The following is a 23658-nucleotide window of genomic DNA, read 5'->3' as shown; positions in this document are numbered from 1 at the left end:
TGGAAGAATGAATTCTCATGAAATTGACTACAAAATTACTGGTGACGATATCCAATATGTAGAGATTGAACTTGATCCAAAAGAAACTGTAGTAGCAGAAGCTGGTGCTATGATGATGATGGATCCTAGTATACAAATGGAAACTATATTTGGAGATGGATCAAACCAAAATCCAAGTAGCACCTTTAAGGATAAGCTATTCTATGCTGGTAAAAGAGTTCTTACAGGAGAAAGCTTGTTTATGACTGCCTTTACAAACTTAGGTAATATAAAAGAGAAGGTATATTTTGCAGCACCTTATCCTGGAAAGATAATACCTATGGATTTAAGCCTATTAGGTGGTAGAATAATATGCCAAAAGGATGCTTTCTTATGTGCAGCTAAAGGAGTATCCATTGGAATTGACTTTAGAAAAAAACTTAGTGTAGGATTTTTTGGTGGTGAAGGCTTTATTCTCGAAAAACTAGAAGGGGATGGGGTAGCTTTTATTCATGCCTGTGGAGCTATTATAAAGAAAGATTTAATGCCGGGAGAAACTTTAAGAGTTGACACTGGATGTTTAGTTGCAATGACTCAAGAGGTTCATTACGACATTCAATTTGTTGGTGGCGTAAAAAATACTTTATTTGGCGGCGAAGGAGTATTTTTCGCCACATTAACAGGCCCTGGTACTGTTTGGATTCAAAGTTTACCATTTAGCAGACTAGCTGAACGAGTATTTGCTGCAGCACCACACCTTGGAGGGCATAGAAAAGACGAGGGCAGTGCCCTTGGAATTTTAGGTAATATTTTAGGTGGAGATAGATAGTTTAACTTGTAAAAAATATAAATAAAAAATATTTCTTTCTACGACTGAAGAAAAATGATGACTACGATGTTTATATACGTTTCATAAATGAATAGTTGTGATTAAAAGGAACTCTTGAAGTGCTACTGACTTTAAGGTTTCTTTTTTTATTTTTAAAATACACTGTATTAAATTACTTTATTTTTTTTCAATATATATTCTTTTATGTTATTATATAATAAGAATAATTATTCAAAGGTAATACAAATGAACAATAGATAGGAGAAATAAAATTATGATTAAACATATTGTAATGTGGAAATTAAAAGATACTTATGAAGGGAAGAATAAACAAGAAATTGCTACTAAAATAAAGGAAGATCTTGAATCATTAAAGAATGTAATTAATAAAATAAAAACAATAGAAGTGGGAATTAATTTTAATGATTCTGCTCAAGCATCTGACGTAGTCTTATATTCTGAATTTGAGAATGAAGATGATTTAAATACATACCAAAACCATCCTGAACATATAAGAGTTGCTGGATATGTAAGAAATGTTAACATAGAAAGAGTTGTTGTAGACTACACAGCATAGACAACAATCCTCATAAATTAGGTTAGGATGAAAAATAATGATTTATAAACGGAATAGATATATATACTTTATATTCTTAGTATCTATAATAGCTTTAGGATTATTTACAAGAAAGTTCCCTGAGTTATTTCCTAATATACTTAATATATATTTAGGAGATGCTTTATGGGCATTAATGATTTTTATCGGTTTGGGATTTTTATTCCCCTCTAAGAATATGTGGATAATCGCAATATTTGCTATTCTATTCTGCTATGGTATTGAACTTAGCCAACTATATCAGGGAGTTTTTATAGATTCTATAAGGAAGACTTCAATTGGTCGACTTGTTTTGGGCGTTGGTTTTTTGTGGAGTGATTTGATTGCCTATATTTTAGGTATTAGTCTAGGTTTTCTTTTGGAATCTATATTTTTTATAGTTTTAAGAAAATCAAAAAAGATTAATAGATTTTAATCTTTTTTTAATCTTTATAATTTATAATAAACATATAAAAGACAATTTTATCAGCATTAAGGAGGAAGAAATGAGCTTAATTCAAACTTTTATTGATATAATACTTCATCTAGATAAACATTTAAATGAGATAGTACAGAACTATGGTGTATGGACTTATGCACTTATGTTCTTAATAGTTTTTTGTGAAACAGGACTTGTAATTACTCCATTTTTGCCAGGAGATTCATTGATCTTTGCTACAGCCGCTCTTTCAGCATCAGGTTCTCTTAATATCGTTACTTTATTTATAGTTTTCTACTTAGCAGCTGTAATTGGAGATACTGTGAACTATCACATCGGAGAAAAAATAGGAACCAAAATATTAGAAAAAGAGAAGATTCCACTTATAAACAAAGAATATATACATAAAGCTAATGCTTTTTATGAAAAACATGGCTCCATGACTATTGTAATAGGTAGATTCATACCAATAATAAGAACCTTCGTTCCTTTCGTTGCAGGAATAGGTGAAATGAGTTATTCAAAATTTATAACTTATAATCTACTTGGTGGATTATTATGGGTTGGCTTGTTCTTAGTTGGAGGTTACGTTTTTGGGGATTTACCTTTTATTAAAGAACACTTTTCGTATGTACTAATTGCTATTATTGTTATTTCTGTAATACCAGGAGTAATAGCTTATATTAAAGAAAAAAGAGCAAGCAAGGCTACTGTTTAAAAATATGATATTTGATTTTATAAAAAGGGGACTCAATCGAGTACCCTTTTTATGTGAAAAATATTTTTAAAGAAAATTATTTACATAAAAAACTAACAGGTTAATTTGTTGGGTAATCTATTACTGGAAGATAACCATCATAATCTCCTACAATTGGAGGAACGAATAGGCCATTTAATGAAGCTCTTAAATCTTCTTCTCTCAGTTCTGCAATTTTTGTTACTGCTACATATAGTCTAGATATAGCAAACCATGTTGCATAGTCTACAATCCCACTTTGAGATAATTTGAATACCTCTTGGAACTTTTTAACTGACGTTGCGGTTTTTGCATCGTAAACTCCAGTAACCGCTAATTTTGGTATTGCAGGAAAATTAACTGCGATCCGATTTAAAAAAGTTTGAACAGTTCTAACTGGTTGCCCAGATGAGCCAATTCGCAATGCATAACCAGGGAAAGATTGAGGAATTCCAACTACTTTTTCAGCTCTAACCAAGTTTATATCTGTTCCATAATAATGTGTAAGGATCTCATATGGAAACTTGCCGCTATCAGCTAAATACTTACTTCCCCATTGTGAGAACCAACCATCTCTTACTACTCTTACACCATCTACGTATTGAGTTAATAGAGGTTGCTTTTGCCCTTGACGTTGAACATAGGTTGTAAATAATTCGTCAACTAACCTACTTATATTAGCATAGATATTTCTTCCATAGAAAAAAGCTTGATCATAGGCTGTATGATTTGTTACCTGGAAATTTTTACCTTGGTTTCTATACCATTCTGTATATATTCTATTTAATGCAAAAGAGGTAATACAGTATATATTAGCCCTAATTGCTGTTTCTGGCCATGTTGCGTATATTTCACTTGAGCATACGTTTTTGATATAATCAGCAAAGTTCACTGTTACATTTGGTACTGAAGTATCATTTGGTGCTCCTAAATGTACAACTATATACTGTGGTACAACAGGCTTTTGAAGAACTACTCCTCCTGTTGGACTAGGAAGAGGCTTTACAGGATCCTCAGGTATTTTTACAGGATAATCTCCAAATAATACGGCTTCTGGTATTACAATTATATCCTCATCTGTTTGCTCTTCATTTTGTCTACGTTGATTTGTTGATCTAAGCCTAACATCTTGTAGAGAAAGAGTATCTGGTAGTATTTGAGTACCCTTGATTTCAAAATCTTCATATCCTTCTGCTGAAACCCTTATATCACAAGTACTATAAGGTCTTGTATTTGATGGAGTTTGAGAAAATTCTTTTTCTGGTGCGTCTAATTCAACAATCCCTGAAAGTCCTGAGGAATCAGTAATTAATTGTTGTTCTGTTTGTCTAGTTCCTTCACTTGTGTGTTGACTCACTACTATTTTTGCATTATCAACAGGCGCCTCAACGTTACCCCTTAAAACTCTAACTTGCAATGATCCTATTGCCATTTTAAAAGTTCCTCTCTAAATAATAGCTTACTTTATATTAATATGATTTTATATATAAAAAGTGCTTAATATGCAACAAACCTTTACTAGATTGCATATAATACACAATTGCTCTCGATTATTTTACGAAAATATAATTACATACTTAGGAGAATGTCGATTAAAATGGTAAATTTTTAGATTGAATGTAGTGTTTTCTGTAATAAAATGATATAATATCCCTAAACTTCAATTTTACATAATAAAGATAAATATAATTTATGTTTAAAAATTCTAGAACCGTAAAACAAATATATAATATAATTTGTGAAACTATAGTAAAACGTTGAAATACTAACTATTACATACTTTGGCATGCGAGCCATAGAAAACATTATTATTAATTATGAAGAACATCTCGATAAATATTTTGTAGTTCTTATTGAATCTTTATAGAATACTCTTTTTCACTAGCTAAATTCTATAAATCAATGTAGAACTATACTAAACTTAATTAATATAACAATCAGAAGGGATGATTTAAGTGAAAATTAAAACAAAAATACTAACTTTATCTGCGAGCATATTAATTATACCAATGGTACTTCTTCTTATTGTAAGTATATCTAATTTTTCAGTAGAATTAAAAAAGCAAATAATGACAAGTGCTCAAAGTAATTTAAAAATCGCTAAATATACTATGGAACGTTTCTGTAAAAGTTATGATGAAATTCTCAGTTCACTAAATACAGTAGATAAGTCAACCCTGGATAAAATTAACGACAAATATGAAGGAATCGATAAAATTTATCTGTTAGACAAAACTAATAGCAATTATAAGGCTATAAAAGACTCTAAAGAAACTAAATGGTTTGATTTAGATAATAAAGATTATGTTACAGTCGCAAAAGCTGTATATAATGATAAAGGTGAATTTTTAGATGTAGCAGCAATTGATATTAGCTTAGATACAATTGGTAAAATCGTTAAAAATTTAGATTTAGGTAATGGAGCATATTATATGCTCACAGATGAAAATAAGATACTAATTTACCATTCTACTAAAGAAAAAATTGGTACAGAGCTTTCTACAGAAGCAATTAAGCAAAAAGCTTATTCGACAACTGATAATGGATATGTAGAATACAATTACCAAGGTGAAGATAAAGTTGGATTTTATGCAACTATTGCAGATACTAATTGGAGGATAGTTGGTGCTGTGAGCTTGACAGTCTTAGACTCTACAGTAAATAAAGTTTTAACAGTTGTATCTGTTATAGGTATAATTATAGCTTTAATAGCTGGTTCTATATCTATTATATTTGCGAAAAAGCTTGTGAATCCAATTGTGCAAGTTTCAAAGGAATTACAATCTGTAGCTGGTGGAGATTTTACTATAAAATCAGAAGTTAAATCAAAAGATGAAACTTCACTGCTTGCTAAAGCGGTTAATGATATGACAAGCAATTTATCTGTATTATTCAACGATATAAGTGATGCTGCTTTAAAGGTTTCTGAGTCTTCTGATACATTATCTTTTTCTGCAAACGAGATGACGACCATTACAAATCAAGTATCTCACGCAGTTTATGAGATTTCTAATACGTCTACTAACCAAGCTCATGATACACAAAATGGTTATGACAAAGCTTCAACCTTAGCTGAAAGCATAAATAATTTAACCAGTGCTATTGAGGAAATGGAAAAAGAAATAATAGAATGTAATTCTTTAAGTGGAAGTGGAATGTCATCAATTATTGAGGTTGCTACAAAAGCAAATGAAAATGATGAAGCTGTAAGTAAAGTTAATGAAGCAGTTGTAGAAGTTGATTCTAGTGCAAAACAAATTAATGTAATAGTAAATGCAATAACAAGTATTGCGGAACAAACAAATCTTCTTGCTTTAAATGCTTCTATAGAAGCAGCAAGGGCAGGGGAAGCCGGCAAAGGTTTTTCAGTTGTTGCAGATGAAATAAGGAAATTAGCAGAAGAATCTGCTACAGCAAGTAATACTATAAGAGAACTTATACAAAATATTCAACATCATTCAGATAACGCTGTAAATGCTATAAAAATTTCAAAAAACATCGCAACTACTCAAAATGTAATAGTAGACACAGCTAAAGATGCCTTTACAAAAATATCAAATTCACTAGATTCATTAATTGATTGGGTAGGCAAAATAAATATTTTAGACAAAGATATGATTGAAAAGAAAGACTTAATTGTGAGTTCTATGGAAAATCTTTCAGCTTCTGCTCAGCAAACTGCAGCTGCTACAGAAGAAGTTTCTGCATCTATGGAGGAAAATACTGAAAGCATGCAAGAAGTAGCTACGGTGGCTGAAACTTTAAACAAGTTATCACAAAGATTAAAGAAAGATATTGAAGTTTTTAAATTTAGATAAATAATTATATAACTCTTGCTGTGATATAAAGAAGACTAACATACTTATATCACAGCTTTTTTCAATAGATTTGAATAAATTTCTATGATATAATTACTTGTTTAAGTAAAATTTCATTTGAAAGATTTATTAGTTAAATTAGGAGATATACATGATTCGAGTATTTGCAATTAATATAAAAGAAAAGATAGGTTCAAAAGAATTCTCAACACTTTGTAAATATGTATCTAAAGAAAAAAAAGAAAGAATCAATAGATTTTTAAGATATGAGGATCGTGTAAGAGGATTATTTGCTGATCTTATTATAAGATATCTTATAGCTTCCGAATATAGGATAAATAATGAAGAAATAAAGTTTATTTACAATGAGTATGGTAAGCCACTTATTAGAGTTTTAGATAATGTACAGTTTAATGTTTCACACTCTGGTGATTGGATTGTTTGCGCTATTGGAGATAGCGAAGTAGGAATAGATGTAGAGAAAATATCTAAATTTGATTATGACATAGTAAAACGTTTCTTCTCTAATATAGAAGCTGAGGCTTTTTTAGAAGTTCCAGAAGAGAATAGAAAAGAACTTTTTTACGAGCTTTGGACTTCAAAAGAAAGTTACATAAAAGCAGTTGGAAAAGGGCTTAGTATACCATTAAATTCTTTCTCAGTTTTAAACTATTCAGTAGAAGCCACTAAGGACAATGTTGAAAAAATTGACGGTTGGACATTAAAACCTCTAAACCTTGATGAAGATTATAAACTTACGATGTGTTCAAAAGGTAGTCTTATTGATGAAAATGTTACATTGCTAAGTATACAAAACCTAATAAATTTCTTTATTGGTAACGAAAGTAATCCTTGTCATATTGGGTAGTAGGTTTATTGAATTGGTTATAGCTGTATGATATAATAGTTAAGGCTTGATTTTACTCAATATTAAGCTTATTTTACTATAACCAATGTAAATATATATATTGCAATTAAGTTTCTACACCAAAACTAGTTATCTTCTAGGTTATTGAATATCAATCAAATGTAGAGTTATTATTGCAACTTATATATAATATAAAACAGTGAAAATTACATAACTATTTTAATGATTAGAAAATCTATGTATTTTTAGACATTATTATGATCTATAATCTAAGGAGGGTAAACATATGTCAGGACATTCAAAATGGCATAATATACAAGCAAAAAAAGGTAAAGCGGATGCTAAGAGAGGTAAGATTTTTACAAAGCTGGGTAAGGAAATAATGGTTGCTGCTAAAGGTGGATCTAACCCAGATACTAATGCAAAATTAAGAGACGTTATTGCTAAAGCAAAAGCTGCAAATATGCCAGCGGATACTATCTCAAGAGCTGTTAAAAAAGGGGCCGGGGAATTAGAAGGAGTTAACTACGAAGAAATAGTATATGAAGGCTATGGCCCAAATGGTGTTGCTTTTGTTGTAAATGTTTTAACAGATAATAAAAACAGATCAGCATCAAATGTAAGAGTTGCTTTTGATAGAAATGGTGGAAATTTAGGAGCTTCCGGCTGTGTCGCATGGATGTTTGCTAAAAAAGGACAAATAATCATCGAAAGAACAGCAGATATGGATGAAGATGAAATAATGATGACAGCATTAGAAGCTGGTGCTGAAGACGTAGATGCACAAGAAGAAGCTTTTGAGATTATCACAGCAATGGAAGACTTTTCAACAGTAAGAGAAGCTTTAGAAGCTGCTGGTTTCGAATTCGCATCAGCAGAGATAACTATGATTCCAGACAACTATGTTGAAGTAGATTTAGCTACTGCTGAAACTGTACAAAGACTTGTTGACAGACTTGAAGATGATGATGATGTTCAAGATGTATACCACAATGCAGAGTTTCCTGAGGAATTTGAAGGCTAATACTGAATTTTAAATGGTTTATAAGGAATTAAAATCAATAAAAAATTAGTCTTGGCTAAGATATACATACAAAAAACTCGTTTCATTATGATGTATGTCAAATATTCAATTCTATATACAATGATATACATAAATCACTCTTGAAAGTTGTTTGAAAACAATGATTTGGAGTGATTTTTCATATTGTTAAAAGCTATAAAGATATTTTTTATCACACCTATTATTGTTTGCTAACTGAACCTTCTACGTATTACGCATAATAACCAAAATACTTATAAATTTATATTTTTTTATTTAGTAACATTACTTCAAAGCTTTTGTATAAGTTCTATCATTGAAACTATATCAAAATTATAGTGCAAGTGAAGATTGTAGTTCTTAATGATAAATATAAGCTTTTAGCGTAACTTTATAAACGTAATCAATTGTTATCACAAACTATACCTCTTAATTTAGCAGTATTCCAATGAAATAAGTAACATTTCAAATTATAACTTTTGGTATAGCAATGATTATTTCTGGAACAATGAAGGGTACTGGTTTGATAAGAACTTAAACTGGATAATATATCCTTTGAAGAAATCATTAAATTTTATTGTACTTCATTATACAAAGTCTAAAAAAGAATGGTATGATTGAAGTAAAAATTTCAAATAGGATACTAAAAATAGATGGTATTATGTTAAAGTATTGTTATATGGCCATACACGTAAGTATATGTTAACTATAGAAGAGACAAGTAATCAGATGCTTGCCTCTTTGCTTAAAGATGAACTATGTACAACTTGTTGTATTTCCTGAAGAACAGTTTCTAAAATAGTGGTTCTATTTTCAATTGCCATATAATAAATTTTAACTCCTGGAATCCTTTTTATTTTATCTATATCGGGATGATTATTATAAAAAATTGTACCTATAACACAAGTAGAGCTAGTTAAAATGTTAGAAATTTCTTGTTTAAATTTTGTTGATAAAAATTGTATAGGACCTATTTCGTCAATAATAGTAATTTTGTTTGAAGTATAAGAATTATTCAAAATAGGTATTGCGAAGTTCTCAAAACCTTCTATATCTATTCCATACCTGCCCATTCTAACATTAGTATCTAAATTAACGTCAGCTATTTTTTTTCTAGTTCCATCTAAACTAACACACTGAAAGCCACTTCTATCAAACTTGCCTCGAATTTCTTCTGTATAAAATCCAATACAATTTTCTTTTCCGATACTGTGGATAATTTTTTTTAATGCTGTGGTTTTTCCAATTCTAGGTTCACCAGAAAGCAGTATTATATTTCCCATATCATTCTCCTTAAAATAATTTAAAGTATGAAATTCTTATATAAACTTAAATAATGGCAATATATCTATTATAAATTTAATAGATAAATTACCACTGATAATTTTAATATACTTAGTCTAATTGTCATATACCATAATTACCGCTTCAAAACCAGAAGCTTTAAGCTTTTGAACTTGCTTTTCTGCATTTAATCTATTAGTATAGGACCCAGACACAACTCTATATATTTTTTGATCATTTTTAGAAATGGTTATTGGCTGAATTGTTTTTGGGTTTTCTAGGGTAACTTCACTTGATTGAGCTTTTATTCCTAATTGTGATAAAATAGCGTTTGTTATTGCTAAGATTAGTTCATTTCTTTTGCTATCAAATATTCTATTGTCATTGGAATTGTCGATAAAACCCACTTCAATTAAAAGAGCAGGAGCTACTGTTTCTCTTAATACATAAAAATCTGCTGTTTTAACACCACGGTTTTTAAAACCAACAGAGACCATGGAATTTTGAATTTTTTCAGCCATTTCAGTAGCAGCTTGGCCTGGGTTTGTATATATATAGGTTTCGGCTCCAAAAGCTACTTCTGGGCTAAATGCGTTTCTATGGAAAGAAATAAAATAATCATAACTATTTCTATTTTCATATTCACTTCTTTGTGCTAAAGATAGGATAATATCACTTGTTCTTGTTTCATCTACAATAACTCCGCTAGTTCTTAATCTGTTAGCAATTTCAGTTCCTAAGCTTAAGGCGTCATCACTTTCACATCTGCCATTATATACAGCACCTGGATCTATTCCACCATGACCATAGTCAAAGCATAATCTAGCCATAATCAAAGCCTCCCTATAAATCTTTAAAGACTTTTTACAGCCTTTTATACTATAATATGTACTTTTTCTCACTATGTTACTGGCTTTTTATAGGGAAAGTAGGGGATTTAGCTTTCAATATAAAGTCGTCCTTCTTTTTTAAAATAGTATTGATCCTTTTCTTCTTTGAATATACCTTTACCATTAGTAGCTTCAGTAACTTTATCTTTCATTACTTGAACTAGATGTGTTTCAGCATAGATTATAAGTTCAACTTGATCTGTATAAAGTGTATCTTCTATATGCCAACTATTTTCACTACATAAATACTGAATTTTTCCGAGCAATTCATAGCTTATAATTATATGTAGGGGAATACCTTTTACTTTTTCTACAATATTTCCAGCATCAATTGCTATAGCCGCACCTTTTGAATATGCTCTTACAAGTCCACCAGCGCCAAGTAAGACACCACCAAAATATCTTGTTACTACTACAGCTATATTTGTAACGCCTTTCTTTTTTATAACTTCAAGAATAGGAATCCCTGCAGTACCTTGTGGTTCACCATCATCACTATATCTCTGAATTCCCATATTTTCACCGATAATATAAGCATAAGTATTATGAGTAGCTTGTTTGTGCATAAGTTTTATTTCCGTCACAAAAGCCTTTGCCTCATCCTCAGTCTCAACTCTTTTCGCATATCCTATGAACTCAGATCTTTTTTCTTCAAATCTATCTTCACCATAATTTAATATTGTATAGTACATAAATTATTCCCCCTTAGTTTCCTTAAGATATTCTTCAGCAGCTTTTAACACTGCATTATTGTTAGTTCTTTCAATTAACTGATAAACTTTTTCTTTTGCTTTCACACTATTAAGTTTACTTAATGCTTTTATAGCATAGGATACAACCTGAGAATTTTCATCATCAAGAGCTCTCAGTAAAGCAGGCTCACCATTTGGGTCTTGCAGTTTTCCTAAAGCTGAAACTGCCATTCTTCTTACATTAACAAATTTATGGACAGCTGCTTTTGTAAGAATTCCGATACCTTCCTTTGCTTTAAGTTCACCTAAAATCCATATAGCAGTTTCTTTTTCTTTATGATATAACTCTGTATAGTTTTCTAAAATATAATTTACTATATCAGTTCTTGTTATAGAATCGATATTCTCTAAAAAAAACTTTTTATCATCTTTTCCTGCGTTAGCTATAAACTCTATCAATTCTTTAGAATTTTTTGCTTTAGCTAAAAATCTATACTTAATTTTACCTTGTATTATATGATTTTTTATATCATTAAGGGCTATTCCCCGAAGCTTGCTTATACATTCAATAGATTTTCCTTCTAAATAAAGAAAATAACTGATTTCTTCACTTGTATAATTCTCGAAATCCTTCCAAGAAAATTGTATTAAATTCTTTTTGTCCATGAATATACCTCATAAATATTGTCAGTAGGCTATAAAAGTATATGTGATTTATATACACATAACTATTTAGTTTATATTATCATTAATATCTTGTAATTTCTAGTAAGATAAGAAAAAACATAAGCTAATAACTAGCTTATGTTTTTTAAATTCTTCATAGATAAATCTAAAATTTTTGCTGAATGGGTTAGCTTACCAATGGAGATGTAATCAACACCAGTCTTAGCAAGAAGTCCAATATTATCAAGTGATACATTACCAGAAACTTCAATAATAGCTTTGTCAGCTATCAAGGAAACAGCTTTTTTTATAGTATCTAGGCCCATATTATCAAGCATAATTATGTCAGCACCAGCTTCTAATGCTTCATTGACCATTTCAAGGGATTCAACCTCAACTTCAATTTTGCGAACAAATGGACTAGCTTTTTTTGCTAATTCAACAGATTTTTTAACTCCGCCAGCTGCTTCTATATGATTATCTTTCAAAAGAACACCATCAGAAAGATTGAACCTGTGGTTATATCCACCACCAACAGTAACAGCATACTTCTCTAAAACTCTTAGGTTAGGGGTTGTTTTCCTAGTATCCAGAACTTTAGCCTTAGTTCCTGAAACTGCTTCTACATAAAGACTTGTAAGTGTAGCAATACCACAAAGTCTTTGTAGGAGATTAAGAGCTGTTCTTTCACCCATTAGAATATTTCTAGTATTTCCTCTAAGTTTACCAATTTTATCACCAAAGACAACTGTATCTCCATCTTTTTTATAAAATTCAACCTCTACATCACCTAAAAGAATGAATACTCTTTTAAAAATATCCAAACCAGCCAATATGCCTTCTTCTTTTGCCAGCAAATCAACTTCTGCTAAGCTTTCCTTGCTTATTATACCTTCACAGCTTATATCAGTGTTTGGTATATCTTCTTTAAGTGCATTTAATATAATATCATCAACAACTAATTGATTCACTATAATTCCCCCTTAACCTGTGTTTAAATTCGTTAATCAACATACTTCTATTAGCATTTTCTACTGTTTTAAAATCAAAAGTTTCTGTAACTTCTGGGGTTAATAACTGAGTATTTAATATATCAGAATTTATTTTAAGCGCTGCTCTTCTTGAAAAAACTAAAGCCTCTAAAAGGGAGTTACTCGCTAATCTGTTCTTTCCATGTATTCCTGTACAGCTCGTCTCACCAACACAGTAAAGATTATCTAATGAGCTTTTACTGTTAGTATCAACCTTGATTCCGCCCATAAAATAATGTTGCACTGGAGCTACAGGGATTAAATCCTTTGTTATATCTATATTATTTTTCAAACATTCTTCATAAATAGTAGGGAACCTAGATTTTAGATACTCACCATCAAGTTCTGTCATATCTAGATATACAAATGGTACGCCTGTTTTTTTTGTTTCTTGAAGAATAGCTTCCGTAACAACATCTCTTGGCAACAATTCTTTAACAAAGCGTTTCCCTTGGCTATTATATAGTTTTCCACCTTCACCTCTTAAGGATTCTGAAATTAAGAAAACTTGTCTAGATGTTTCTTCTATAGAGGTCTCCTTCTGATAAAAACCAGTTGGATGGAATTGAACATAATTTAAATCTTTCACTTCAATATTATTTTTTAAAGCCATAGCTATTCCGTCACCAGTAACAGTAGGGGCGTTAGTGGTGTTTTTGAAGATACCGCCTATACCACCAGTAGCTAAAATGATAACTTTAGCATATATATTGAAACTTTCAGAGTTTTTTATTGCTACTGCTCCATAACAACAATTATCTCTTATTATAAGATCAGCACAATAAGTATCTTCAAGCACAGTTATATTATCTCGCTTTTTTACTTCTGATATTAAAGTATCCATCACTGCTTTTCCAGTTGCATCTTTGCAATGAACAATTCTATTAGTAGAATGAGCACCTTCCCTAGTATAGGAGAGTCCCATATTATTTTTATCAAAAGGAACCTTCATATCAAGAAGAGTCTTTATATTGTATCTTGATTCTTTTGCTAGTATTGATAGTGCTTTAATATCATTTTCATAGCCACCTGCTTTTAAAGTATCCTCTATAAAACAAGTTATATCATCTTTACTTCTAACTGTAGAAATCCCACCTTGAGCTAAATAACTATTGGCTTCCGTAATTTTACCTTTTGTTATCATTAAAATATTAAGATTACTATCTAAGTTTAAAGCAGAATATAAACCCGCTACTCCAGTACCCACAATCAACACATCATAATTCATAATATCATCACCTTGCTAATTTATGCATTGCTTCTAAAGAAGCTAGTGCCTTTAATCTTATTTCTTCGTCAAGATAAATTTCATTTTTAGAACTTTGTAAGCTTTCATATACATCTTCTAATGTAGTTTTTTTCATATTCATACAAGTCATTGTTGCCCCTGGAGAATAAAACTTCTTATTAGGGTTGTCCTTTTGTAGTTTGTGGAATACTCCTTGTTCAGTTACAATAATAAAACTTTCACAAGGATCGTTTTTGGCATAGCTTATTATTTCACCAGTACTTCCAATAAAATCGGATAAATCTCTTATTTCTTTTTCACATTCTGGATGTGATAATATTTTAGCTTCTGGTAAAGTCTTTTTGAAATCCTCTAGTAAAGTTTTATTTACTTTTCTATGTGTTATACAGAAACCAGGCCAAAGAATAAACTTCTTATCTGTAAATTTTTCTGATAAATATTCTCCAAGATTTTTATCTGGAAGGAAAAGAATCTCTTCATTAGGAATATTACTAATTATCTTTTCAGCATTTGAAGATGTCACAATTACATCGCACAATGCTTTTACCTCTGTAGATGAATTTATATAGCAAACTACTGCTGCTTTTGGATGTTTAGCCTTAAGCTCTTTAACAGCATTTTCTTCAGCCATATCAGCCATAGGACAACCAGCATCAAGAGCAGGAAGTATGATTGTTTTATTAGGTGAAAGAATTTTTGCACTTTCTGCCATGAAACGTACGCCACAGAAAATAACTGTAGTTTCTTTACATTCTTTTGCAATCTTACTTAAGTAGAAGGAATCTCCAACATAATCTGCAATCTCTTGTATTTCAGGTCTTTGATAGTAGTGCGCTAATATAACAGCGTTCTTTTCTTCTTTAAGCTTAAGAATCTTTTTTGTAAATTCATTCATGATGTTTACACCGCTTTCACTTATACTTATACATCTGTATATACAGTAGTATAAGTATATCACTTGCAAAATGCAAGTTCAACTTTTAGGTTAATTAAACGTAAAAAGTGTAAAATATGAAAAAATTCTGTTGACAGCAAAAACAAATGGTAATAGAATATATTTAAAGTTAATAAAAAAAACTATGAGTAAGAGTAGTAGCTTTAAAATGTGTCTTCAGAGAGTAAGTGGTTGGTGTGAACTTATGATATCTTTTCTAGTGAATGGACTTACGAGTGAGAGCTGAAATAATAGTATGCAATACGTATTCCCACGTTATAGGGATAGGATATATATTATGTATCTGAAAATGAGATGACAAGTTTTACCTACTTTTTTAGGTAATGCATGTTAATAGAGGTGGCAACGCGATAATACGCCCTCTACAAGATATTTCTTGTAGAGGGCTTTTTATTTTTGTAAATAAAAAGGGGGCAAAACAATGGAATTTAAGGAATACTTACTAAAAGTGTCAAATGGGGAGAATTTAACAAAGAAAGAAGCTTATGAGGCTATAAATGAAATTTTTAATGGGGAAGTTTCAGATATAGAGATTGCTGGTTTGCTTCTAGCTCTTAGAACCAAGGGAGAAAGCTATGAAGAAATCGCTGGTATGGCTGAAGGTATGATTGAAAATGCAATGCCGCTTGATAATAAGCGTGGTTTATTTGATAACTGTGGTACTGGAGGAGACAGAAGTTTTTCCTTTAATATATCAACAACAAATAGTTTTGTGTTAGCTGCTGGTGGGGTAAAAATGGCTAAACACGGTAATAGATCAATTTCTTCTAAAAGTGGTTCTGCTGACTTACTTGAATCTTTAGGAGTAAATTTAAATTTATCAAAAGAAGCAATTGAACAGTTAATGGATGAAATAGGAATAGTATTTTTATTTGCTCCAAATGTTCATCCAAAGTTAGCTCAAATAATGAAGGTAAGAAGAGCTTTAAAGATACCAACAATTTTTAATATTCTTGGACCTTTAGCTAATCCATATAAAATCGACAGACAATTACTTGGAATATATAGCAAAGATTTAGTTGAACCAATGGCTAGGGCAATGCAATCTTTAGGAAGAACAGGTATTGTGGTAAATGGAAACAATCATCTAGACGAAGGAACATTAACAGGAGAAACCTATATAGCAATAGTTGAAGAAGATAATATTGAACTGAAAACAATAACGCCTGAAAGTGTTGGACTAAATAAAATAACTTTAAAAGATATCGAAGGTGGAGAACCAATAAAAAACAAACAAATTACCATTGATATTCTGCAAGGAAAAGAACATGGTCCAAAGAGAGATATAATTTTATTTAATGCAGCTTTAGGTTTTTTAGCCAATAAGACTGTTAAAACAATTGAAGAAGGTATAAATCTTGCAAAAGAAGTTATAGACCAAGGAAAAGCATTAGAAAAACTAAATGAACTAGTTGAGGGGAGTAGAAAGTATGCCTAATATTTTACAAGTAATTATAGAAAAAAAGCGAGAAGATTTAGAAAAGTTAGATAGAGAAACTCTTCACAATGAAGCACTAAAATTGAAAGATAAGCCTAGTATTTCCTTAAGAAAGGCATTAATAGAAAGCAGTGCCATGGGAATTATTTCTGAAATTAAAAGAGCTTCACCTTCTAAGGGGGATTTAAATATAAACTTACAAGTTGAAGAAGTTGCCAAAACTTATATGGAAAGTGGCGCTAAAGGAATATCTGTACTAACTGAGGAAAATTATTTTAAAGGTAGCTATAATGACTTAAAGAAAGTTCGTGAAATCGTAAATATTCCAATACTAAATAAGGATTTCTTTATTGATAAAATTCAAATCGATTTATGTAAAATCTATGGTGGTGATGTAATTTTACTAATCCTTAGTGCTTTAAATGATGATGAAGCAAAAGAACTTCTAGATTACGCTCATTCATTTAATCTTGAAGTATTAATGGAAGTTCATGATGAAGAAGAACTGTTAAGAGCCTTTAAATTAAACCCAGATATTATAGGTGTAAATAATAGAAATCTTAAGACTTTCGAAGTTTCAATAAATAATACCCTTAACCTTTCGAAATACTTTGTAGATGATAGATTAATCATTTCTGAAAGTGGTATTAAAACAAAAGAAGATGTTAAAGCATTAAAAGAAAATAATGTTCGCGGAATGCTTATAGGAGAAACTTTTGTTACTTCCAAATCCTTAAAAGAAACTTTTAAGGAGCTAACAGATGTCTAAGGTAAAAGTATGTGGAATAAGAGATATTGAAATTGCGAAGTATACTAAATCTCTTGGGGCAGATGCTCTTGGTTTTATACTTTGTGAATCAAAAAGAAGAATTGATAAAAAACTTCTTACAGAAATCACTACTAATATAGGAAATGATATTGAGAAGGTTGGCGTATTTATGAATCAATCCATAGATACAATAAAGGAGTTTTATGAAGATGGAGGATTGACTATTGTTCAGCTTCATGGAGATGAAGATAATTCATTTATAAAGAAGCTTCCATATAAAATAATTAAATCTTTTAATGTTGAAACCTTTGAAGAAATTAAGAATGCTTTATCCTATGAAGTACCCTATGTTCTTCTTGAGGGTAAAGGTGCACTTAGAGGGGGAAATGGGAACAGTTTTCACTGGGAACTACTATCTAAACTATCAAAGGCTGAAAAAGAAAGAATTATTTTAGCTGGAGGGATAAACTCAAGCAATGTAATCTCTGCAATAAATACAGCAAATCCATATATGATTGATGTATCTTCTAGCTTAGAGGTTGAAGGAGTAAAAAACAAAGAAAAAATTAAAGAATTTATGAAAATAATTAGGGGGCATAACTATGAGTTATAATTTACCAGACGAAAGAGGACATTTTGATATATTTGGTGGGAAGTTTCTTGGTGAAACCTTTGTTGAACCATTAAGACAACTTGAACAATGCTATAATGAAGCAATGGAAGATCCAAGCTTTATTGCTGAATTAGACAAATATTTAAAAGATTATTCTGGCCGTGAGACACCATTATACTATTGTGAAAGATTAACAGAATATTGTGGTGGACCAAAGATTTATTTAAAGAGAGAAGATTTAAATCATACTGGTTCTCACAAAATAAACAATTGTTTAGGTCAAGCACTTTTAGCAATGAGAATGGGTAAAAAGAGAATTGTTGCTGAAACTGGTGCAGGGCAACACGGTGTTGCAACTGCAACTGTAGCTGCTATGTTTAATTTAGAGTGTAAAGTATTCATGGGAGCTGAAGATGTAAAAAGACAAGCATTAAATGTATTTAGAATGAGACTTCTTGGAACAGAAGTAATTCCAGTTCATAGTGGAAATAAAACACTTAAAGATGCTTGTAATGAAGCTTTTAGATATTGGGCATCAAATGTTGAGGATACTAACTATATCTTAGGTTCTGTTTTAGGACCACACCCATATCCAAAGATGGTTAGAGATTTCCAAAGTGTGATTGGAAAAGAAACAAAGAAACAAATTTTAGAAGCAGAAGGAAGACTTCCAGATGCCATAGTAGCTTGCGTTGGTGGTGGAAGTAATGCAATGGGAATGTTCTATCCTTTCATTGAAGATACAGATGTTGAACTTATAGGTGCTGAAGCTGGTGGTATGGGCATTGATACAGAAGAGCATGCTGCAACTATTTCTAAAGGTGAAAAAGGAATACTACATGGTGCATTAATGTATCTTATCCAAGATGAGAATGGTCAAGTTATTGAACCTTATTCAATTTCTGCTGGCCTTGATTATCCAGGAGTTGGCCCTGAACATTGCTATCTTTTTGATGCTAAAAGAGCTCAATATTATCCAATAAACGATGATGAAGCTTTAGAAGCTTTCCAACTTCTTTCAAAAATCGAAGGAATAATTCCAGCTTTAGAATCGGCTCATGCTGTAGCTTATGCAGTAAAAAAAGCAAAGACAATGAAGAAAGATGAAATTTTAGTTGTTTGTCTTTCTGGAAGAGGCGATAAGGATGTTGAAAGAGTTAGTGAAATCTTAGGAGGTCAAAATAATGAGTAATTTAAAGGAACGTTTAGAAAATAGACTTGCAAAAAATCAAAAGTTCTTTGTAGCATATGTTATGGTGGGTGAAGAATCTCTTGAAAAAACTTATGAAGATGTATTGTTTTTAGAAAAGGCCGGTGCAACATTAATAGAACTTGGCGTACCTTTTTCAGATCCAGTAACTGATGGAGTTGTAATTCAAGAAAGTGGAATCAAATCCTTGAAAAATGGAACTACTTTAGCTGATGTTTTAGCTTTGGTAGAAAAAATTAGAAAGGTTTCAGATATTCCGCTATTGCTTATGGGATATCTAAATCCATTCTATAAGTATGGTTTTGAAAACTTCTTCAAAGAAGCTAGAAGAGTAGGTGTCGAAGGAGTAATAATTCCAGATCTACCGTTAGAAGAATTCCCACTAATTTCAGATTACGTAAAGAATTATGGCATAGACTACATCCCATTTTTCTCACCAACAACGCCAATAGAAAGAATTAATAGTTTATGTGAAGTTGGTGGTGGTTTCCTATATGTTGTAACATCTCTTGGTGTAACAGGAGAAAAGGATTTAGACAAGGAGTCATTAAGAAAAGCTCTTAAAGAAATTAAATCACATTCTTCTCTTCCTATTGCAGCAGGCTTTGGAATCAGTTCGAAGGAAGACATAGCTGGAATCATCGATAGTTGTGATGGAGTTATCGTAGGAACTAAAATAATTAAGCTTCTTAGAGCAAATGACTATAAAGGACTAGAAGATTTAATGGAAGGTTTTAGGGTATAATTATGAGTGCTATTGTAGAAAAGGAAAAACCAATAATCAAAGCTTACACTAAAGAAATTTTTCAAGAAAACTTAAGCTTTTTAGCTGAAGAGATTAATGGAAAAAAAGGGGCTTTATTTTCCTCAAACTACGAATTTCCAGATAGATATTCAAGATGGGAAACTGCTGCTGTAGACCCTTTCATAGAAGTTAGAGCTTCTGGCCTCAATGGTGTAATAAATGCTTTAAATTCTGGTGGAATTTCACTATTAAAAATAATCCATGGATTTCTAAAGGATATAGAAGCTGTTGAGCTAGACGTTACAAGAGAGAGTATATCTTTCACAATTAAAAAAGATACAAACGTGTATACAGAAGAAGAACGTAGTAAAAAGAACACTATATTCACAGTAATCAGAGCGATAATTAATGGATTCAAATGTGATGATCCATGGCTCGGTTTTTATGGTGCTTTTGGCTATGACCTTGTATTCCAATTTGAAGATGATATAAAACTAAAAAAATCAAGAGAGAATTCAGAGGATTTAGTTTTATATGTGCCAGAAAGAATATATGTTAAAGACAATAAACTTGCTAAGGGATATGTTATAAATTACGAAATATCCCTTGGAGATATTTCAACAACTAATAAAGAAGAATTTGCACCTAAGGCTCAGAAATGTTCAAAGGTTTTAAATGAAGAAACCTATAAACCTGGCGACTATGGAAAGCTTGTAGTAAAAGCAAAAGAGTCATTTAGAAGGGGAGATTTATTTGAAGTAGTTCCCTCATACTCTGTTGTTAAAGAAACTGTCCTTAAACCTAAAGAAATTTATAATAATTTAAAAGAGATAAATCCTAGTCCCTATAACTTTTTCATAAATCTAGGTGGAGAATATCTAATAGGATCTTCTCCTGAGATGTTTGTTAGGGTTGAAAATAATAAAGTTGAGACATGTCCTATAAGTGGAACTATTAAAAGAGGAATGGATTCTATAGAGGATAGTGAACAAATAAAAAAACTTCTTAACTCTAAAAAAGACGAAGACGAACTTACAATGTGTACAGATGTCGATAGAAACGATAAGAGCAGAGTATGTGTTGAAGGTAGCGTTAGAGTTGTCAGTAGAAGAACTATTGAAAAATACTCTCATTTATTTCACACAGTTGACCATGTAGAAGGTATGTTAAAGCCTGGGTTTGATTCTATTGATGCTTTTCTAACTCATATGTGGGCAGTAACTTTAACAGGAGCCCCAAAGAAAAGAGCGATTGAATGGATAGAAAATGAAGAAGCTGATAGAAGAAATTGGTACGGTGGTGCAATTGGTTACTTAAAATTCAATGGAGATTTTAATACTGGTATAACCATTAGAACTGTAAGATATATAGACAATAAAGTAGAAATTAGAGCTGGTGCAACATTGCTAATTAGTTCCGATGAAGTAGATGAAGAAGAAGAGACAAAGACAAAAGCTGCAGCTATGTTAAAAAGTTTAGAGGTTCAAAAACCTATTGAAGTTAAGGTAGAAGAAAAAGTTGCAGTTAAAAACAAACGAATCCTTATGATTGATCATGAAGATTCCTTTGTTCATACCTTAGGAAACTATGTAAAAGCTTTAGGTTATGATGTAACAACCTTTAGAGGGGACGAGGCTAGAAGAAAGCTTAAAGAGGAAAACTTTGATCTACTCCTTTTATCACCAGGCCCGGGAACACCAAGTGAGTTTAAATTAAATGAATCCATCGATATTGCTTTAAGCAAAAACATACCTGTTTTTGGAGTATGCTTAGGATTACAAGGAATTGTAGAATATTTTGGTGGCAGCTTAGATTATTTAGCTAATCCAAGACATGGAAAAAAAATGAAAGTTAAGAAAAATGAGAAAGCACCTTGGCCTTCACTAAAGGATGAGTTCTCAGTAGGTTTATACCACTCAATCTACGGTAAAAACATTGGAAATGAATTGATTAATATTTGCGAAGATGAAGAAGGTATACTAATGGGAGTTATGCACAAGGACTTAAAGATATTAGGGGTACAGTTCCATCCTGAAAGTATTATGACTTTAGAAAATAGTTCCGGTATGAGCCTATTAAAAGATACTTTTGAGTATTTGCTTAATTAATGTACGACTTTAATTTTCTAAGTTAAAACTAACATTTTTAAAAAGAACCTTTTATCTGCTTTTGAATAAGATATATTAAAGTCATCACTGCTTAGAGATGCTAGGTAGTGGTGATTTTATTTTCTTTTAAAGCTATAAAGTAGTTATATTACATATAAACTTGTAAAAAAAAGTTGAAAAAATAAATACTTTTCTGTATAATAAATAAAAGATGCTAAGATAGAGAGAGTAAATTTAATCAATTATTTAGAGAGAGAAGATTACCAGCTGCAAGTCTTCTTATAAGCGATTATTTTGAAGTTCACTCTGGAGCACCTGTAATGAACTAACAGTAATTACAGGCGGAGAAACACCGTTACGTATATGAGAGAACATAAACTTTATGTTAATTAGGGTGGTACCACGGAAATTTCGTCCCTAAATAGCATAGGTTTTTTTATTTTTTGTATATGTATGTTAAAGCTTTATATAGTTTATTCTAATTATTTATAATAGGTTTACGTAACTTAAATTTATATTATTTATTAGATTTTTCACTTTGAAATAAAGTTGAAGATTTTTTAAATAATTAAAATCTTAGTTGCGGGTATCTATAATATTAGAAATATTTATTTTTATTTAATGATTAGTTAAACTACAAATATATATTGTATATTAAGGAAAGGAGATTTCTTATGAAAAATAAATTAGAAGAAATTAAATCCATTGCAATTGAAGAACTAGAAAAAGTAGCTTCAAAGGAGCAATTAGAAGCCCTTAGGGTAAAATATTTAGGAAAGAAAAGTGAATTTACCTCCATTTTAAGAGGTATGGGTTCTGTATCCCCTGAGGAAAGACCGATTATAGGTAAACTAGTAAATGAAGTTAAGTCATCAATCGAAGAACTTATTGAAAAAGCTCAAATTTCAATAAGAGAAAAAGAAACTTTAGATAAGTTAAATAACGAAATAATTGATATTTCTATGCCTGGAAAAAAACAAACTGTTGGTAGCAAGAATCCTTTAACTTTAACATTAAATAAAATAGAAGAGATTTTCCTTGAAATGGGCTTTACTATTGAAGAAGGTCCAGAAGTTGAAAAAGATTATTATAATTTTGAAGCTTTAAACATACCTGCAGACCATCCTGCAAGAGGAGAACAAGACACTTTCTACATAAATGACAAAATCGTATTAAGAACACAAACTTCTCCAGTTCAAATAAGAACTATGGAAAAATATGATCCACCAATAAAAATGATTTCACCTGGTAAAGTGTACCGTTCAGACGATTTAGATGCAACACATTCTCCAATTTTCTACCAAGTTGAAGGATTAGTTGTAGATAAAGGAATAACCTTTGCAGATTTAAAAGGAACTTTAGAGCTTTTTGTTAAAAAGATGTTTGGTGAAAATATGAAAACAAAATTCAGACCTCATCATTTCCCATTCACAGAACCATCTGCTGAAATGGATGCAACTTGCTTTGTATGTGGCGGTGAAGGCTGTAATGTATGTAAAGGTGAAGGCTGGATAGAAATTTTAGGCTGTGGAATGGTTCATCCTGATGTTCTTAGAAATTGTGGTATAGACCCTAATGAATACAGCGGATTTGCCTTTGGGTTTGGATTAGATAGAATGGTTATGCAAAAATACGGTCTAGATGATATACGATTGCTTTATGAAAGCGATATGAGATTCTTAAAACAATTCAAGTAGAAGAA

Annotated in this window: 22 protein-coding genes and 2 other annotated features; of the genes, 14 read left to right on the top strand and 8 right to left on the bottom strand. The window is 31.0% G+C overall.

Features of this window, described 5'->3' with window-relative positions:
• Positions 1 to 7: 7 nt before the first annotated feature.
• The 4 genes from CLOCEL_RS10930 to CLOCEL_RS10915 all read left to right on the top strand — a co-directional run bounded on the left by CLOCEL_RS10930 (position 8) and on the right by CLOCEL_RS10915 (position 2560).
• Positions 8 to 808, top strand: a complete 801-nt coding sequence (locus CLOCEL_RS10930; protein WP_010076859.1) for a TIGR00266 family protein — start codon at positions 8 to 10, stop codon at positions 806 to 808.
• Positions 809 to 1082: 274 nt separating this feature from the next.
• A complete protein-coding gene (locus CLOCEL_RS10925) occupies positions 1083 to 1385 on the top strand; it encodes a Dabb family protein (protein ID WP_010076860.1) in 303 nt (100 codons plus the stop codon).
• 37 nt (positions 1386 to 1422) lie between these two features.
• The gene (locus CLOCEL_RS10920) at positions 1423 to 1839 is read left to right on the top strand and encodes a ribosomal maturation YjgA family protein (protein ID WP_010076861.1); all 417 of its coding nucleotides are present in this window, start codon (positions 1423 to 1425) and stop codon (positions 1837 to 1839) included.
• A gap of 70 nt (positions 1840 to 1909) precedes the next feature.
• Complete coding sequence (locus CLOCEL_RS10915) at positions 1910 to 2560, top strand: DedA family protein (RefSeq protein ID WP_010076862.1); 651 nt, start codon at positions 1910 to 1912, stop codon at positions 2558 to 2560.
• A gap of 100 nt (positions 2561 to 2660) precedes the next feature.
• Here the strand turns inward: CLOCEL_RS10915 and CLOCEL_RS10910 are convergent, their stop codons facing one another.
• Positions 2661 to 4010: a peptidoglycan-binding protein gene (locus CLOCEL_RS10910; RefSeq protein WP_010076863.1), complete on the bottom strand. Its 1350-nt coding sequence runs from the start codon at positions 4008 to 4010 to the stop codon at positions 2661 to 2663.
• A 523-nt stretch (positions 4011 to 4533) separates the two neighbouring features.
• Here CLOCEL_RS10910 and CLOCEL_RS10905 point away from each other — a divergent pair.
• The 3 genes from CLOCEL_RS10905 to CLOCEL_RS10895 all read left to right on the top strand — a co-directional run bounded on the left by CLOCEL_RS10905 (position 4534) and on the right by CLOCEL_RS10895 (position 8288).
• Positions 4534 to 6396 carry a methyl-accepting chemotaxis protein gene (locus CLOCEL_RS10905; RefSeq protein WP_010076864.1) on the top strand — a complete coding sequence of 621 codons (1863 nt, stop codon included), beginning with the start codon at positions 4534 to 4536 and terminating at the stop codon, positions 6394 to 6396.
• Positions 6397 to 6547: 151 nt separating this feature from the next.
• Positions 6548 to 7264: a 4'-phosphopantetheinyl transferase family protein gene (locus CLOCEL_RS10900; RefSeq protein ID WP_010076865.1), complete on the top strand. Its 717-nt coding sequence runs from the start codon at positions 6548 to 6550 to the stop codon at positions 7262 to 7264.
• 286 nt (positions 7265 to 7550) lie between these two features.
• Complete coding sequence (locus CLOCEL_RS10895; protein ID WP_010076866.1) at positions 7551 to 8288, top strand: YebC/PmpR family DNA-binding transcriptional regulator; 738 nt, start codon at positions 7551 to 7553, stop codon at positions 8286 to 8288.
• Positions 8289 to 9031: 743 nt separating this feature from the next.
• On the opposite strand, the gene CLOCEL_RS10890 is transcribed toward CLOCEL_RS10895, so the two are convergent.
• The 7 genes from CLOCEL_RS10890 to nadA all read right to left on the bottom strand — a co-directional run bounded on the left by CLOCEL_RS10890 (position 9032) and on the right by nadA (position 15013).
• Entirely contained in the window at positions 9032 to 9589 is a 558-nt protein-coding gene (locus tag CLOCEL_RS10890; RefSeq protein WP_010076867.1) for a nucleoside-triphosphatase, read from the bottom strand.
• Positions 9590 to 9706: 117 nt separating this feature from the next.
• Positions 9707 to 10420, bottom strand: coding sequence for an N-acetylmuramoyl-L-alanine amidase (locus CLOCEL_RS10885; protein ID WP_010076868.1), 714 nt, complete (start codon positions 10418 to 10420; stop codon positions 9707 to 9709).
• 107 nt (positions 10421 to 10527) lie between these two features.
• Positions 10528 to 11172, bottom strand: coding sequence for a YigZ family protein (locus CLOCEL_RS10880; protein WP_010076869.1), 645 nt, complete (start codon positions 11170 to 11172; stop codon positions 10528 to 10530).
• Positions 11173 to 11175: 3 nt separating this feature from the next.
• Entirely contained in the window at positions 11176 to 11838 is a 663-nt protein-coding gene (locus CLOCEL_RS10875) for a HEAT repeat domain-containing protein (RefSeq protein WP_010076870.1), read from the bottom strand.
• Positions 11839 to 11969: 131 nt separating this feature from the next.
• A complete protein-coding gene (nadC, locus tag CLOCEL_RS10870) occupies positions 11970 to 12809 on the bottom strand; it encodes a carboxylating nicotinate-nucleotide diphosphorylase (protein ID WP_010076871.1) in 840 nt (279 codons plus the stop codon).
• Positions 12790 to 14097 (bottom strand): L-aspartate oxidase, encoded by a 1308-nt coding sequence (locus tag CLOCEL_RS10865; RefSeq protein WP_010076872.1) that lies wholly within the window; start codon positions 14095 to 14097, stop codon positions 12790 to 12792. The genes nadC and CLOCEL_RS10865 overlap by 20 nt, the downstream gene beginning before the upstream one ends.
• Before the next feature lie 7 nt (positions 14098 to 14104).
• A complete protein-coding gene (gene nadA, locus CLOCEL_RS10860) occupies positions 14105 to 15013 on the bottom strand; it encodes a quinolinate synthase NadA (protein ID WP_010076873.1) in 909 nt (302 codons plus the stop codon).
• Positions 15014 to 15188: 175 nt separating this feature from the next.
• Positions 15189 to 15439: a binding site (T-box leader), on the top strand.
• Positions 15440 to 15494: 55 nt separating this feature from the next.
• Between nadA and trpD the strand changes: the two genes are divergently transcribed.
• The 7 genes from trpD to pheS all read left to right on the top strand — a co-directional run bounded on the left by trpD (position 15495) and on the right by pheS (position 23653).
• On the top strand, positions 15495 to 16511 hold the full coding sequence (gene trpD, locus CLOCEL_RS10855) for an anthranilate phosphoribosyltransferase (protein WP_010076874.1): 1017 nt from the start codon (positions 15495 to 15497) through the stop codon (positions 16509 to 16511).
• Positions 16504 to 17280, top strand: coding sequence for an indole-3-glycerol phosphate synthase TrpC (gene trpC, locus CLOCEL_RS10850; RefSeq protein WP_010076875.1), 777 nt, complete (start codon positions 16504 to 16506; stop codon positions 17278 to 17280). The genes trpD and trpC overlap by 8 nt, the downstream gene beginning before the upstream one ends.
• Positions 17273 to 17893 (top strand): phosphoribosylanthranilate isomerase, encoded by a 621-nt coding sequence (locus CLOCEL_RS10845; RefSeq protein ID WP_010076876.1) that lies wholly within the window; start codon positions 17273 to 17275, stop codon positions 17891 to 17893. The genes trpC and CLOCEL_RS10845 overlap by 8 nt, the downstream gene beginning before the upstream one ends.
• Positions 17883 to 19085: a tryptophan synthase subunit beta gene (gene trpB / locus CLOCEL_RS10840; RefSeq protein ID WP_010076877.1), complete on the top strand. Its 1203-nt coding sequence runs from the start codon at positions 17883 to 17885 to the stop codon at positions 19083 to 19085. Before CLOCEL_RS10845 ends, trpB begins: the two co-directional genes overlap by 11 nt.
• The gene (gene trpA, locus CLOCEL_RS10835) at positions 19078 to 19848 is read left to right on the top strand and encodes a tryptophan synthase subunit alpha (RefSeq protein WP_010076878.1); all 771 of its coding nucleotides are present in this window, start codon (positions 19078 to 19080) and stop codon (positions 19846 to 19848) included. Before trpB ends, trpA begins: the two co-directional genes overlap by 8 nt.
• A 2-nt stretch (positions 19849 to 19850) precedes the next feature.
• The gene (locus CLOCEL_RS10830; RefSeq protein WP_010076879.1) at positions 19851 to 21956 is read left to right on the top strand and encodes an anthranilate synthase component I; all 2106 of its coding nucleotides are present in this window, start codon (positions 19851 to 19853) and stop codon (positions 21954 to 21956) included.
• A 207-nt stretch (positions 21957 to 22163) separates the two neighbouring features.
• Positions 22164 to 22378: a binding site (T-box leader), on the top strand.
• Positions 22379 to 22630: 252 nt separating this feature from the next.
• A complete protein-coding gene (gene pheS, locus CLOCEL_RS10825; protein WP_010076880.1) occupies positions 22631 to 23653 on the top strand; it encodes a phenylalanine--tRNA ligase subunit alpha in 1023 nt (340 codons plus the stop codon).
• Positions 23654 to 23658 lie beyond the last annotated feature (5 nt).

The sequence above is a fragment of the Clostridium cellulovorans 743B genome, assembly GCF_000145275.1.
Classification (GTDB): domain Bacteria; phylum Bacillota; class Clostridia; order Clostridiales; family Clostridiaceae; genus Clostridium_K; species Clostridium_K cellulovorans.
This window is presented reverse-complemented; position numbering and strand designations above follow the sequence as displayed.

Excerpts from the sequence above, each read along its gene's own strand:
- trpD (WP_010076874.1), top strand. The coding sequence starts at position 15,495 with ATGGAATTTAAGGAATACTTACTAAAAGTGTCAAATGGGGAGAATTTA.
- trpA (WP_010076878.1), top strand. The coding sequence starts at position 19,078 with ATGAGTAATTTAAAGGAACGTTTAGAAAATAGACTTGCAAAAAATCAA.
- nadA (WP_010076873.1), bottom strand. The coding sequence starts at position 15,013 with ATGAATGAATTTACAAAAAAGATTCTTAAGCTTAAAGAAGAAAAGAAC.
- pheS (WP_010076880.1), top strand. The coding sequence starts at position 22,631 with ATGAAAAATAAATTAGAAGAAATTAAATCCATTGCAATTGAAGAACTA.
- CLOCEL_RS10925 (WP_010076860.1), top strand. The coding sequence starts at position 1,083 with ATGATTAAACATATTGTAATGTGGAAATTAAAAGATACTTATGAAGGG.
- CLOCEL_RS10930 (WP_010076859.1), top strand. The coding sequence starts at position 8 with ATGAATTCTCATGAAATTGACTACAAAATTACTGGTGACGATATCCAA.
- CLOCEL_RS10845 (WP_010076876.1), top strand. The coding sequence starts at position 17,273 with ATGTCTAAGGTAAAAGTATGTGGAATAAGAGATATTGAAATTGCGAAG.
- CLOCEL_RS10865 (WP_010076872.1), bottom strand. The coding sequence starts at position 14,097 with ATGAATTATGATGTGTTGATTGTGGGTACTGGAGTAGCGGGTTTATAT.
- trpB (WP_010076877.1), top strand. The coding sequence starts at position 17,883 with ATGAGTTATAATTTACCAGACGAAAGAGGACATTTTGATATATTTGGT.
- CLOCEL_RS10880 (WP_010076869.1), bottom strand. The coding sequence starts at position 11,172 with ATGTACTATACAATATTAAATTATGGTGAAGATAGATTTGAAGAAAAA.
- CLOCEL_RS10885 (WP_010076868.1), bottom strand. The coding sequence starts at position 10,420 with ATGGCTAGATTATGCTTTGACTATGGTCATGGTGGAATAGATCCAGGT.
- CLOCEL_RS10890 (WP_010076867.1), bottom strand. The coding sequence starts at position 9,589 with ATGGGAAATATAATACTGCTTTCTGGTGAACCTAGAATTGGAAAAACC.
- CLOCEL_RS10830 (WP_010076879.1), top strand. The coding sequence starts at position 19,851 with ATGAGTGCTATTGTAGAAAAGGAAAAACCAATAATCAAAGCTTACACT.
- CLOCEL_RS10920 (WP_010076861.1), top strand. The coding sequence starts at position 1,423 with ATGATTTATAAACGGAATAGATATATATACTTTATATTCTTAGTATCT.
- CLOCEL_RS10875 (WP_010076870.1), bottom strand. The coding sequence starts at position 11,838 with ATGGACAAAAAGAATTTAATACAATTTTCTTGGAAGGATTTCGAGAAT.
- trpC (WP_010076875.1), top strand. The coding sequence starts at position 16,504 with ATGCCTAATATTTTACAAGTAATTATAGAAAAAAAGCGAGAAGATTTA.
- CLOCEL_RS10895 (WP_010076866.1), top strand. The coding sequence starts at position 7,551 with ATGTCAGGACATTCAAAATGGCATAATATACAAGCAAAAAAAGGTAAA.
- CLOCEL_RS10910 (WP_010076863.1), bottom strand. The coding sequence starts at position 4,010 with ATGGCAATAGGATCATTGCAAGTTAGAGTTTTAAGGGGTAACGTTGAG.
- CLOCEL_RS10915 (WP_010076862.1), top strand. The coding sequence starts at position 1,910 with ATGAGCTTAATTCAAACTTTTATTGATATAATACTTCATCTAGATAAA.
- CLOCEL_RS10900 (WP_010076865.1), top strand. The coding sequence starts at position 6,548 with ATGATTCGAGTATTTGCAATTAATATAAAAGAAAAGATAGGTTCAAAA.